Source organism: Porcipelethomonas ammoniilytica, assembly GCF_025567485.1.
In the GTDB taxonomy this organism is placed as follows: domain Bacteria; phylum Bacillota; class Clostridia; order Oscillospirales; family Ruminococcaceae; genus Porcipelethomonas; species Porcipelethomonas ammoniilytica.
This window is the reverse complement of record NZ_JAOQKH010000001.1, coordinates 198,999-212,461: the sequence shown is the minus strand read 5'-3', so window position 1 is coordinate 212,461 and position 13,463 is coordinate 198,999. Positions and strand designations below refer to the sequence as shown.

The 13,463-nt window shown below is 34.9% G+C and carries 10 protein-coding genes; 7 read left to right on the top strand and 3 right to left on the bottom strand.

The features are described 5' to 3' along the window. Positions 1 to 4 precede the first annotated feature (4 nt). Positions 5 to 718: a TVP38/TMEM64 family protein gene (locus OCV67_RS00970; protein ID WP_147641982.1), complete on the bottom strand. Its 714-nt coding sequence runs from the start codon at positions 716 to 718 to the stop codon at positions 5 to 7. A 200-nt stretch (positions 719 to 918) separates the two neighbouring features. Here OCV67_RS00970 and OCV67_RS00965 point away from each other — a divergent pair, with 200 nt between their 5' ends. From OCV67_RS00965 to OCV67_RS00940, 6 genes are read left to right on the top strand one after another with little or no spacing between them, the layout of a single operon-like run. Then, on the top strand, positions 919 to 1,668 hold the full coding sequence (locus OCV67_RS00965; protein ID WP_147641981.1) for a hypothetical protein: 750 nt from the start codon (positions 919 to 921) through the stop codon (positions 1,666 to 1,668). Positions 1,669 to 1,710: 42 nt separating this feature from the next. Further along, positions 1,711 to 2,034: a DUF4288 domain-containing protein gene (locus OCV67_RS00960; RefSeq protein ID WP_178084947.1), complete on the top strand. Its 324-nt coding sequence runs from the start codon at positions 1,711 to 1,713 to the stop codon at positions 2,032 to 2,034. Positions 2,035 to 2,065: 31 nt separating this feature from the next. Continuing rightward, entirely contained in the window at positions 2,066 to 3,115 is a 1,050-nt protein-coding gene (aroB, locus tag OCV67_RS00955) for a 3-dehydroquinate synthase (RefSeq protein WP_147641979.1), read from the top strand. A gap of 11 nt (positions 3,116 to 3,126) precedes the next feature. Beyond that, on the top strand, positions 3,127 to 4,359 hold the full coding sequence (gene aroA, locus OCV67_RS00950) for a 3-phosphoshikimate 1-carboxyvinyltransferase (RefSeq protein ID WP_147641978.1): 1,233 nt from the start codon (positions 3,127 to 3,129) through the stop codon (positions 4,357 to 4,359). Further along, positions 4,340 to 5,434: a chorismate synthase gene (aroC, locus tag OCV67_RS00945; protein WP_147641977.1), complete on the top strand. Its 1,095-nt coding sequence runs from the start codon at positions 4,340 to 4,342 to the stop codon at positions 5,432 to 5,434. The genes aroA and aroC overlap by 20 nt, the downstream gene beginning before the upstream one ends. A gap of 10 nt (positions 5,435 to 5,444) precedes the next feature. Further along, on the top strand, positions 5,445 to 6,029 hold the full coding sequence (locus tag OCV67_RS00940; RefSeq protein ID WP_147641976.1) for a DUF4364 family protein: 585 nt from the start codon (positions 5,445 to 5,447) through the stop codon (positions 6,027 to 6,029). 114 nt (positions 6,030 to 6,143) lie between these two features. On the opposite strand, the gene OCV67_RS00935 is transcribed toward OCV67_RS00940, so the two are convergent. Then, positions 6,144 to 7,520: an MATE family efflux transporter gene (locus OCV67_RS00935; protein WP_147641975.1), complete on the bottom strand. Its 1,377-nt coding sequence runs from the start codon at positions 7,518 to 7,520 to the stop codon at positions 6,144 to 6,146. Positions 7,521 to 7,563: 43 nt separating this feature from the next. Further along, positions 7,564 to 8,262 (bottom strand): sugar transferase, encoded by a 699-nt coding sequence (locus tag OCV67_RS00930; protein ID WP_262644136.1) that lies wholly within the window; start codon positions 8,260 to 8,262, stop codon positions 7,564 to 7,566. A 619-nt stretch (positions 8,263 to 8,881) separates the two neighbouring features. Between OCV67_RS00930 and gltB the strand changes: the two genes are divergently transcribed. Continuing rightward, positions 8,882 to 13,450 (top strand): glutamate synthase large subunit, encoded by a 4,569-nt coding sequence (gene gltB / locus OCV67_RS00925; RefSeq protein WP_147641974.1) that lies wholly within the window; start codon positions 8,882 to 8,884, stop codon positions 13,448 to 13,450. Positions 13,451 to 13,463 lie beyond the last annotated feature (13 nt).

Genomic DNA, 13,463 nt, shown 5'->3' with positions numbered 1-13,463 from the left:
TTTTTTATTTTCTTTCTTGTTTTAAATAATTAATTTTATTATTTCTTTTAGCCGTTATATAATTATTAAAAAATATTCCGGTAATCCCTATAGCACCGGTAATTAAAAATATTATTACAGTCATGACCGGTTTTCCCTTGCTAAGTGTTGAACCCATTAATGTTAGTGAAGTAACTGCCGGTATTCTAGCAATAGTTGCCAGTAAATAGAATCTGAAGGGTTTAATATCAGTCAGGGATGTCATATAAGTTATTACATCTTTAGGCGTTCCCGGAATCATAAGAATTATAAAAACAATAAGCTCAAGTTTCTTTTCATCATGCAGAAATTTAAACTTTTTGAATTTTTCTTCTGAAACAAAAGCATTGACAAGAGGCCGTCCAAATTTTTTAACTAAATTATATATAATAACTGTCGCAAGAAAAATTCCTATTTCACATAAAACAAGACCTCCTATAGCTCCGAACAAAACTCCTCCTATCATCTCTACAGGTCCGCCCGGAATAAGAGCAAGTATTATTTGCGTTATTTCCAGCAGTATAAACAAAAGAGGGGCAAAAATGCCAAAGCTTTCAACTTTCTGCTGAATATAAATTCTTCCCTCGTCAGTTGACAGATATTTAATAAATGGAATAATTACAAACCATGTCAGAGCAAGACACAATATAATCAGGCATAATAAAATAATAATTTTAAAAACTTTCTTTCTTTTAGACATTTTACTACCTCAATTGTTTTTGTTATTTTATGGTGTTTAATGAAATTTTATATATACTAAATTTAATTATAACACTTTTTTTAAAATTTGCAATAATATTTTCCGTTTTTACACTTGCCAGTATTAAAAAATAATGATATAATGTATACATCTGGATTTTAATAAATATTATAAATATATTTAATTATAAGGAGACAAAAATGAAGTCTGGTATACTTTCAAATATCTGGACCAAGCGGATTGCTTCCGTTTTAGGTTTATTATACGCTTTTTATTTATGCGTACTTTCTTTTCGTTCAGTTTTTTATGAGGTTATAATAGAAAAACCAATTATGTTCTGTACTTATCTGTCTTCAATTTCTATTGTTGCTATGATTCTGATGATTTATTCAAGAAAACAATTTGCGACTAAGCTTGCAAGCTTTATAATGATACCTGCACTTCTTCCTATTGTACTTATGTGTCTGGGATCATGGGAAATGATTATACCTCTTGCAGTATGTGCTGTTGTAATATTTTTTGCCAGCGGAGCCAATGAAGGTACTAAAACACTTCTGGGAACAATGTTTCTTTTGATTTATATACTGGCTTCTCTTGCGTATTTTATATTTACTTCCTATCTTGCTTCACCAGCTGTGAAAAAAACTATAGAAGAAGGTATATCGCCGTCCGGCAAATACAGATATGAAGTAATAAACACAACTGACAGTTCAAACGGCAGTACTACTGTTATGCTTGAACCTAACGATATGGACATTATAAGAAAATCAGTCACATATAAAGTAAAGGGATATGACAGAAAATTGTGCGTTAAAAGACCTCTTACAGAAGTGAAAATTGAATGGAAGGATGATGATCTCTATATAAATGGAGAAAGATGGTTTACTCCGGAACAAGCAGAAAAAGGAAAATGGTTTGAAAAAGAATCTTTTTCATTTGACTTTATGTAAATCTTTTATATATGTTAAATTATGAAACGATATGGTATAAAAATGATATTTCAGTTTCTGATAGAAAATGAAAGCCGTATTTTGTACGAAGAAAGCATACGTCTTTTTCATGCTAATTCCTTTGATAATGTTTTTAAAAAAGCAGAAAATTATGCTGTAACTTTATATGATGAATATACAAATATTTATGGTCAGAAGGTTACATATAAATTACTTGATACAGTTGAATCTTTTCTTATGCATGAAGAAATAAGCTTTGAAGACGGAGCAGAAATTTTTTCATCAATTTTTGAATCGGAAGATTTGCTTAAACTGCGGTATACCAGATGTTCAGTTGAAGATATGTACATAATCCGCCGTTTATAATAACACAATAATACTAAAAGGAATGATTAATTTGAAAAAAATTAAAATTAATACACGTGCTTCATATGATATTTTTATTGAAAGAGGTCTGATAAAAAATTGCGGAAAGATAATTGCAGATACAGTTTCTACACGTAAAATAGCAGTTATTACAGATAATATTGTCGATAAGCTATATTATAAAACTATTGAACTTTCATTGAAAGAAAACGGATTTGCTCTTTCAAAATTTGTTTTTCCCGCAGGAGAAGCCTCTAAATCAAGTGAAACGCTTAATGAAATATATACATTTCTTTGCGAAAATAATATTACCCGTTCAGATTGCATTATTGCTTTAGGCGGCGGCGTTGTCGGAGATATTGCGGGATATGCCGCAGCAACTTTTCTAAGAGGACTTGACTACATTCAGATCCCTACTACCCTTTTGGCACAAATAGATTCTTCTGTCGGAGGTAAAACAGCTATTGATCTCCCCTGTGGAAAAAATCTCGTTGGAGCATTTAAACAGCCTAAATGCGTGATATGCGATTCTGACGTTCTATCTACTCTTTCAGATGAAATTATATCTGACGGTATGGCGGAAGCTATAAAATACGGTATGATTCGTGACGCTGAGCTTTTTGATTTAATCGCAACGCATACATTGGATAATGTGAACGAAATAATAGATGAAATAGTGTACAAATGTATATCTATTAAACGTAATGTTGTTGAAAACGATGAATTTGATACCGGAGAAAGAATGATCCTGAATTTTGGTCACACTCTCGGTCACGCTATCGAAAGCTATTATAATTATCAGACCTATACGCACGGAAGCGCTGTCTCTATCGGTATGTGCATGATAACAGAAAGAGGATGCGAAAAATATATTACAGACAAGCTTATTTCTTGCGTTACAGCATATAAGCTGCCTTCTTGCTGTGATGCACCGATTAATGAACTGATTAAATTATGTTCTAATGACAAAAAGTGTGAAAGCTATGATATAAATTACATTTTATGTAAAAATATAGGTCATGCTGAAATAAAAAAAGTCAGCATCAGCGAATTTGAAAAATTTATCTTAAATAAAATATAAGGGAGAATCCAATGGATATTAAAATAACTCCTTCTAAATTAATAGGAACTGTAAATATTCCGTCATCTAAAAGCATGACCCATAGAATGTTAATTTGCGCCGCACTGGCTAATGGTCAGTCCAAAATTTCAAATATTACTTTTTCAAAGGATATTTATGCAACCATTAATGCACTAACAGCTATTGGAGCGGATATTAAAATAAATGAGGACAGTGCAACTGTTCTCGGTATAAATAATGTATCGGATATAGCAGAAATAGACTGCTGTGAAAGCGGTTCTACCTTAAGGTTTTTAATTCCGATAACTGCTGCATTGGGTATTAATTCTACATATACTGGTCAAGGACGGCTTCCTGAAAGACCTATCACTCCGTATTTACGTGAGCTTACAAAACATGGAATAAAATTTGAATATAATAATACAATGCCGTTTAATATGTCCGGTAAGCTTAAATGCGGTGAATTTAAACTCGAGGGTAATATTTCTTCACAATTTATTACCGGCATGCTTTTTGCACTTCCTTTACTGAATGGCGATTCCGAAATAATAATGACATCTGCTCTTGAATCAAAGCCTTATGCTGATATGACAATAAAATGTCTTAATACTTTCGGTATTGAAATTACTGAAACTGAAAAAGGTTATTTTATAAAAGGCAATCAGAAATATAAACCTAAAAACATTGTTGTTGAAGGAGATTATTCACAAGCGGCATTTTTTTATGTAGCAAATATATTGGGGAATGATATACGCATAAATAACCTTATGGAAAATAGTCTTCAGGGCGATAAGAAAATTGTTGAAATTACAAGGAATTTATGTTATAATAAAAACAATGAGCCAAACGGTTTTTCAATAAATGCAGCTGATATACCTGATTTAGTGCCAATTCTAGGCGTATTAGGTACTTTTTGTCAAGGGAAATCTTTAATTTACGGCGCTGAAAGACTTAAAATCAAAGAAAGCGACCGGCTTGAATCTACTTCAGCTGCACTTAATGCTCTCGGAGGCAATATTACAGCAGAAAATGACGGTTTATCAATATTACATTCAGTACTTAAAGGCGGCGTGGTCGACAGCTTCGGCGACCATAGAATTGCTATGTCGGCAGCTATTGCTGCAACCGTATGTTCTGAACCCGTTATTATAAAAAATGCTGACGCCGTAGAAAAATCTTATCCGGACTTTTTTAAAGATTATCAAAAATTAGGAGGAATAATTGATGTCATCACTTTGGAATAACCGTATTTCAATTTCAATTTTCGGGGAGTCGCACGGTCCGGCAATTGGAGTAGTAATGGATAATCTTCCTCCAGGAGAATATATAAACGTTGAAGAATTGGGACGTTTCATGGCTAGACGTGCGCCTAAAAAAGACGGTACAACTACAATGCGCAGTGAAAAGGATTTGCCGCAGATAATGTCCGGAATGTATAACGACAAAACTACCGGTACACCACTATGTGCTTTTATACAAAATACTGATACAAGATCACAGGACTATTCAAATATTTCCAAGCTTGCAAGACCGGGTCATGCCGATTATACCGGCGCTGTAAGATATAAAGGTTTTAATGATATAAGAGGCGGCGGACACTTTTCAGGCAGACTTACAGCTCCTTTAGTATTTGCAGGCGCAGTCTGCGCTCAGATACTTGAAAGAAGAGGTATTTATACCGGAGCTCATATTGCCGAAATTCACAATATTAAAGATAAAGAATTTGATAGAACAAATGTCAGCAAAGACGATATTCTTGACATCAGATATAAAAAGTTTCCGGTAATCGACGATGCGCAGGGTGAAAAAATGTTTGACGATATTCAAAAAGCCCGTAAAGGCTGTGAATCGTTGGGAGGCATCATTGAATGTGCGTGTGTTAACGTTCCAGCAGGAATTGGTTCGCCTATATTTGATGGTTTGGAAAATACCTTGGCACAGCTAATATTCGGCATTCCAGCTGTAAAAGGTCTGGAATTCGGTGCAGGTTTTTTAACTGCAAAAATGGTGGGAAGTCAAAATAATGATGATTTCTATATTGATGAAAGAGGTCATGTTAAGACAAAAACAAACAATCATGGAGGAATTCTTGGCGGTATTTCATCAGGTATGCCTATTACTTTAAGAGTAGCTATTAAACCTACGCCGTCTATTTCACAGCCTCAGGATACTATTGATTATGGCAATATGCACAATGACGTCTTGAATGTCAAAGGCAGACACGATCCTTGTATTGTACCTAGGGCTGTACCTTGTGTTGAAGCAGCCGTGAATATAGGTATATTATCTCATATGCTCGATTACCCGAATTTCGCATAAGGTGATTATTATGGAAAATTTTACAAGAATGTCTGAAGCAGCATCGCCTGAATTAAAAGATATTCAGACAGTGAAAATTCTTATATGCTATTTATTATATAGAATAAATAAGCCTATTGATTCTGAACAATTATATGACATAGCAGTTGGAACGGAAATTATAAATTACTTTTTTTATCAGGATGCCATAGATTATCTCATAAAAAATGATTCTATAAAGGTTAACAATGATAATAATATTAAATTATTTGAATTAACAGAAAAAGGCAGAAATTGTGCTAAAACTTTAAGAGGGTATGTACCTAAATCATATAGAGATAAAATCGTTCAAGCTGCTTTAAAGTATTTTGCACGAATAAAATATGAAAATGAAGTCAAAATAGAGTATATAAAACTCGAAAAAGGATATTATGTTCATTGCCGTTGTCTTGACATTGGTGATGACTTGATGGATTTAAAGCTATTTGCACCGGATTTGAGCCAAGCTGAGTTGCTTGGAAAAAATATTATGATTAATCCAACCGGTTTTTATAGTAAAATATTAAACTTTGCTTTAAATAATGAAGAAGAAATTTTTGATCCAGATGATTTATAGAGTTAATGTTCACACATTAACTCTTTTTATTTAATAAACTATTCTTTAAAGAGCTTTTATATAAAAATATTCATAGAAAACAAAATACGTTCTCTATGAATACTTGATTAACTTTTATTCATTTACACTTTCTACCAAATTACTGATCCATATTCCCTTTTTTATTAAAATATAACCGATAAAAACTTTAATTATATCTGCTGACTGTACAATAGCATATACTGCAAAAATATGAAGATCTGTTAATTTGCAGAGAATCAAGGCAATTGGAAGAGTAACAGCCCATGAATATACACTGTCAAAGAAAAAGGTAATAAGCGTTTTTCCTCCGGAGCGTAAGGTAAAATACAATGCATTTAAAAATCCCTGAATCGGGAAATACAAAGCAGTAATAATTATAAACCATTGACCATAATGTTTAATCTCATAGGTAGTATCATAAAATTCCGGGAAAATTCCTGAAACAGAAATTAAGGTTACTGTGAGAATAATACAAATTATACCTGTAAACCACATAAGATGAAACGAATCTTTTTTGGCTTTTTCATATTGTGACGCACCCAAAGTCTGACCGATCAGAATGCCTATAGCCGATCCTAATGCAACAAACACAACATTAAGCAAATTACATATTGCATTTGAAATATTCAATCCCGAAATAATTTCAAGACCGCGTGTAGAATAACACTGTGTTAATGCTGCAAGTCCTCCTGCCCATAAAAATTCGTTGAAAAATATGGGCAGTCCTTTTTTAATAATTTTAACAGTAAGCTCTTTCGGAACTAAAAATGTCCGGTATATTCCCTGTAAAAATTTATGCTTTTTTCTCCTTGCAAAAGACCATATTACAACTATACACATTTCCACAACTCTAGCCAAAACAGTAGCAAGAGCAGCGCCTTGAACTCCCAGTTTAGGCATTCCGAAATGACCGTAAATCAGCATATAATTAAATACAATATCTATAACTACAGACGAGACACCCGCAACCATCGGCTTAATACTGTCTCCTGTTTCACGTAAACTGCTTGCATAAATCTGAGTTACAGCAAACGGCAGCAAACCTCCCAGCATAATTGTTAGGTACTGCTTTGCATATTTCATAGTCATTACAGGATCTACAATATCACTTTCTCCATGTAAATACAATCCGATTAACGCTTCGCCTTTAAAAATAAAAACAGATAATCCAATTAAAAGACAAAATCCGCATATCCATTGCTTAATACGGAAAGTATTTCTGACACCTTCTATATTATTTTGCCCATAAAACTGTGCTCCGTAAATTCCAGGTCCAGACAATCCTCCGAATATTGCCAAATTAAAAACAAAAATAAGCTGCCCCACAATAGAAACTGCTGTCATAGCTTCAGTACCTAAGCTTCCAACCATAACATTATCTATCAGACTTACCATATTTGTAATGCCGTTTTGAATCATCATGGGAACTGCAAGCTTTAATGCACGTTTATATATTGTTTTATTATTCATTAATAACCACTACATCCATTTTACAGCATAATTTATTGAGAAATTATTTTGCTCCATTTCTTTTTAACACAGATAAAAATGTTTTAAAAATAATTTTTATATCAAAAATAAAACTTCTTTTTCTGCAATAAAAAAGTTCCATTTTCTGTCGTTCAAAATTTTCGTAACCAACATTATTTCTGGCATAAGCCTGCCAATATCCTGTCAGTCCCGGTTTTACCGAATTTAAAACTTGAATTTGAAACGGAGTATAATTTTCTTCAAGTTCGCTTGGTAAAACAGGTCTTGGTCCAACAATAGACATATCACCTTTCAATATACTAATTAGCTGAGGCAGTTCATCCAATGAACTTTTTCTTAAAAAAGAACCGACTTTGGTAACTCTCGGGTCATTGTCAAGCTTATATTCTTTTTTATAAAGAGCATATTCTTCAGGAGTCAACATATTTTCCAATGAATCAGCATTCATCTTCATACTTCTGAATTTATATATTTTAATTGTTTTACCAGACTTTCCTATTCTGTTCTGTGAATATAACACATCACCCTTATCACCAATTTTTATAATTATTGCCAAAATAAAAAAAACAGGACTAAGTACTATTAAAGCCACGCCTGAAAACAGAATGTCAAACAATCTTTTAAAAAAATCGTAAACCGGCTTAGGTTTCACTCTTGTTCTGTTTATGTAAATAGTATTGGAAAGTTCTTTTCTTTCCTCAACTGCAATATTTACTCTCAAAATAATCTCCTCTCCCCCAAAAAATATATTTCTTAAAAAAATATGTTTAATAAAAGTTACAAAAATTCACTTTAAATAAATTATATAATATTAATTACATAATGTCAATAAACAAATGTCGAATAGTAAAAAAATGCTTGATTTTTCTACGAATTAAACAAAGGTATTATTGAATTATAAAAATATTACTGACAAAATGCAAATCTAATTTAGTAAAATATTCTTTTAATTATTTAATTATTTGCAGCATATAGATGTTTTTATTAGCCTTAAATAAGTTTTTTAGACTTTTTATCATTAAATAATTTTAGTGAAAAACTATATTTTTTTAAACAAATAATACCTTAAATCGATTTAAAAAAGAAAAAAAATAAAAAAACTTTATTTTTTTAGAAAAAATTTAAATTTCCTATTTACATATTTGAAATTTTAGTGTACAATAGAAATAAAGAATGATTCTTTACAATTCATAATTAAATATCGGGCAATGACGCTCATGCAGACTATGACATTTAAGTTTATGGTCTGTATGAGCTATTGTATTTTTTATTCAAATACAATATATAATATAAAAACTGATAATTATGAAAAATATCATTTGTATAAAGGAGCAGTGGCTATGGATAATTACAGAACTCAGGAGCCTTACGCAAAACACGGTCTTTATGATCCAAAATTTGAACACGAAAACTGCGGTATCGGTGCAGTTGTAAACATGAGCGGAAAAGCAGATCACAAAGTTGTTGATAACGCCCTTCGTATTGTTGAAACTCTGGAACACAGGGCCGGAAAAGATGCTGAAGGAAAAACCGGAGACGGTGTAGGAATTCTTCTTCAAATCTCACATAATTATTTCTCAAAGGCTGTAGTTAAAGATGGTATTTCCATCGGCGGAAAGCGTGAATACGGTATTGGAATGTTCTTTTTCCCACAATCCGAAACAAAATGCCAAAAAGCAATGGAAACATTTGAAAAGGTTTTAAAAGAAGAAAATCTTGAATTACTGGGTTGGCGTAAAGTACCGGTTGATCCTTCGGTTCTGGGAACAAAAGCTCTTGAAAGCATGCCTAACATTATGCAGGCATTTATTAAAAAACCGGACAGCTGTGAAAAAGGTATTGCATTTGACCGTAAACTTTATATAGCCAGAATGGTTTTTGAAAAACGTGAAAAGGAAACATATGTTGTTTCATGTTCCAGCCGTACTATTGTATATAAAGGAATGTTTTTGGTAAATCAGCTCAGAATGTTCTATGAAGATCTTAACAGTCCGGATTATCGTTCTTCTATCGGTATTGTTCATTCGCGTTTCAGTACAAACACAAACCCAAGCTGGCAGCGTTCGCACCCTAACCGTATGATGGTACATAACGGAGAAATCAATACAATAACAGGTAACGTTGACAAAATGCTCAGCCGTGAATCTATACTGAAAAGCGAATATATAAATGACAGAATGAAGGACATCGTTCCTATTCTTGACGTAAGCGGTTCCGACTCTGCACGCCTTGACAATACCCTTGAATTTATGAATATGGCAGGCGTAGATTTGCCGCTGGCTGTAATGGCTCTTATTCCGGAGCCTTGGCAGCATACAGAAATGATGAGCCGTGAAAAACGCGCTTTTTATCAGTATTATGCAACAATGATGGAACCATGGGACGGTCCTGCATCAATTATTTTCTCAGATGGCGATCTGCTCGGCGCAGTTCTTGACCGTAACGGTCTGCGTCCTTCAAGATATTATATTACTAATGATAAAAACGGTGACAAATATCTTATTCTTTCATCAGAAGTAGGAGCGCTTGATATTCCTGTTGAAACTATTGTGAAGAAAGAACGTCTTCATCCTGGAAAAATGCTTCTTGTTGATACTGTTAAAGGAGAACTTGTTGAAGATGAAAAAATCAAGGATTTTTATAGTAAGAGACAGCCTTACGGAGAATGGCTCGATCATAATCTTTATCCATTGAAAGAACTTAAAGTGCCGAATAAACGTCCATACAGAAATTCAGGCGAACAGCTTGAACGTTTACAGCGCTCATTCGGCTATACATATGAAAGCATTCACAGTGTTATGCTGCCTATGGCTTTAAACGGTACGGAACCCACTGCGGCAATGGGTGTTGATACTCCTGTCCCGGCACTTTCAAAAAAGAATCCTCCCCTATTTGATTACTTCAAGCAGCTATTTGCACAGGTAACAAATCCGCCTATCGACTGTATACGTGAATCAGTTATTACAGATACTACAGTTTATCTGGGTGCATCGGGCAATATTCTTCAGGAAGAAGAAGATAACTGCTGTGTACTCAAGGTTAAAAACCCAGTATTGACAAATCTTGATCTGCTGAAAATCAGAAGCGCAAAAATTAACGGTCTGAAAACTGCGGATATTTCAATGCTTTATACTAAGGATACTTCACTTCATGACGCTATAGAAAATCTTTATGTTCAGGCAGATAAGGCTCACGAAAATGGTGCGGCTATTCTAATTCTGACAGACTGGGGTGTTGATCAGGATCATATTGCAATCCCATCCCTTTTGGCTGTTGCCGCACTGGAAACATATTTGGTAAAAACAAGAAAAAATACAGCTGTTTCAATTATTGTTGAAACAGGCGAACCTACCGAAGTTCATCACTTTGCTACCCTACTGGGATTCGGCGCCAGCGCTGTTAATCCGTATCTTGCGTTAGATACATTATATGATATGGTTTCTAACGGCTCTATTGACAAAGAATATACAGAAGCTTCAAATGCTTATGTAAAGGCAATTATAAGCGGTATTGTTAAGATCGCTTCTAAAATGGGAATATCAACAATTCAGTCATATCAGGGTTCTAAAATGTTTGAAGCGTTGGGTATAAGTAAAAGCGTTCGTGATGAATTCTTCCCTGACACTGTAAGCCGTGTCGGAGGTATTGATTTAGACGACATCAGCAAACGTGTCATTTCACTTCACGACGCCGCTTTTGATCCGTGCAATCTTACTGTTAACGAATCAATCGAAAGTGTAGGAAGTCATAAATCAAGAAGCGGTCAGGAAGAGCATATGTATAATCCACAGACAATTCATCTGCTGCAGCAGGCTGCATGGAAAGACGATTATGATCTTTATAAACAATATTCAGAATGCCTTAACGCTGAAGATAAAAATCTCACTCTCCGCAGTACTCTTGATTTTAAATATGATGACAACGGCGGAATTCCAATAGAAGAAGTAGAAAGCGTTGAAAGCATAATGCATCGTTTTAAAACAGGCGCAATGTCATACGGTTCAATTTCCAAAGAAGCGCATGAATGTATGGCTGTTGCTATGAACCGTATTGGAGGTAAATCCAACAGCGGTGAAGGCGGAGAAGACCTTGAACGAATTATTACAAGCGGAGGAGCAGTTGATAAATGCTCTGCTATAAAGCAGGTAGCGTCCGGACGTTTCGGGGTTACTTCAAAATATCTCACATCTGCCAAAGAGATCCAGATTAAAATGGCTCAGGGTGCAAAACCCGGAGAAGGCGGACATCTTCCGGCTAAAAAAGTATATCCCTGGATTGCTAAAACAAGACATTCAACTCCGGGGGTTGCTCTCATATCGCCTCCGCCGCATCACGATATCTACTCAATTGAAGATTTGGCACAGCTTATCTATGACCTTAAAAATGCCAATAAAAAAGCCCGTATTTCAGTAAAACTTGTTTCTGAAGCCGGAGTAGGTACCATTGCAGCAGGCGTTGCCAAAGCCGGTGCTGGAGTTATTTTAGTTTCGGGTTATGACGGAGGTACAGGTGCTGCACCAAGCAGTTCTATACACAATGCCGGATTGCCATGGGAGCTTGGTCTTGCTGAAACACATAAAACTCTTATCATGAACGGACTGCGTTCAAAGGTCGTTATTGAAACAGACGGCAAAATGATGACCGGACGTGATGTTATAATCGCTGCGATGCTGGGCGCTGAGGAATACGGTTTTGCAACTGCTCCTCTGGTAACTATGGGTTGCGTTATGATGCGTGTCTGCAATCTTGATACATGCCCTGTAGGTGTTGCAACACAAAATCCTGAATTAAGAAAACGTTTTAAAGGTAAGCCTGAATATATTGTTAACTTTATGCGCTTTATCGCACAGGAAATGCGTGAATATATGGCAAAGCTTGGCGTTCATACAGTTGACGAGCTTATCGGTCGCTCAGATCTTCTGGTTCAGAAATCATTCCCTAAGGGACATCCGGCAAATAAAATTGATATGTCCGATATACTTGATAATTCTGATATGAACGATAAAAACAGTATACGGTTCTGTCCTGAAGATACATTTGATTTCAAGCTTGATGAAACAATTGATGAAAAAGTAATTATACCCGAAATGTCAGACGCACTTGCTGCAAAAGAGCCTAAAACTATCGAACTGAATGTCAGCAACCTTAACCGTACTCTAGGAACTCTGTTCGGCGCTGAGATCACAAGAAAATATTATAATACTCTTGAAGATGACACATATGTTATTAAATGTCATGGTTCGGGAGGTCAAAGCTTCGGAGCATTCATTCCAAAGGGTCTTACTCTTGAACTTGAAGGCGATAGCAACGATTATTTCGGAAAAGGACTTTCCGGCGGAAAGCTTATTGTATATTCTCCGGCAAAAGCCAAATACAAAGCAGATGAAAATATAATTATCGGTAATGTTGCACTTTTTGGTGCTACAAGCGGTAAAGCATTTATTGCCGGTGTAGCGGGAGAACGTTTCTGTGTAAGAAATTCCGGAGCTACAGTAGTAGTTGAAGGCGTCGGCGACCACGGCTGCGAATACATGACAGGCGGATGTGCTGTTATTCTCGGCAAAACAAGTAAAAATTTTGCCGCCGGAATGAGCGGAGGCATTGCTTATGTTCTTGACGAGGAAAGTGATCTTTATACAAAGCTTAACAAATCACTGGTAGGATTCAGTAAGGTAACGGTGTCGGAAGACATACAACAGCTGAAATCACTTATTGAAGAACACACATCGCTTACCGGTTCTGTCAGAGGAAAGGAAATACTTGATAATTTTGACGAATATCTTCCGAAATTTAAAAAGATCATTCCTCACGAATATGCAAGAATGCTTAAGAGTATTAATAAATTTGAGGCAGATGGCATGAGCCATGAAGAGGCAAAAATTGAAGCCTTCTATGCCAATATAAAATAAACAGGAGGGCGTA

Excerpts from the sequence above, each read along its gene's own strand:
- OCV67_RS00970 (WP_147641982.1), bottom strand. The coding sequence starts at position 718 with ATGTCTAAAAGAAAGAAAGTTTTTAAAATTATTATTTTATTATGCCTG.
- OCV67_RS00965 (WP_147641981.1), top strand. The coding sequence starts at position 919 with ATGAAGTCTGGTATACTTTCAAATATCTGGACCAAGCGGATTGCTTCC.
- OCV67_RS00960 (WP_178084947.1), top strand. The coding sequence starts at position 1,711 with ATGATATTTCAGTTTCTGATAGAAAATGAAAGCCGTATTTTGTACGAA.
- aroA (WP_147641978.1), top strand. The coding sequence starts at position 3,127 with ATGGATATTAAAATAACTCCTTCTAAATTAATAGGAACTGTAAATATT.
- aroC (WP_147641977.1), top strand. The coding sequence starts at position 4,340 with ATGTCATCACTTTGGAATAACCGTATTTCAATTTCAATTTTCGGGGAG.
- OCV67_RS00940 (WP_147641976.1), top strand. The coding sequence starts at position 5,445 with ATGGAAAATTTTACAAGAATGTCTGAAGCAGCATCGCCTGAATTAAAA.
- OCV67_RS00935 (WP_147641975.1), bottom strand. The coding sequence starts at position 7,520 with ATGAATAATAAAACAATATATAAACGTGCATTAAAGCTTGCAGTTCCC.
- gltB (WP_147641974.1), top strand. The coding sequence starts at position 8,882 with ATGGATAATTACAGAACTCAGGAGCCTTACGCAAAACACGGTCTTTAT.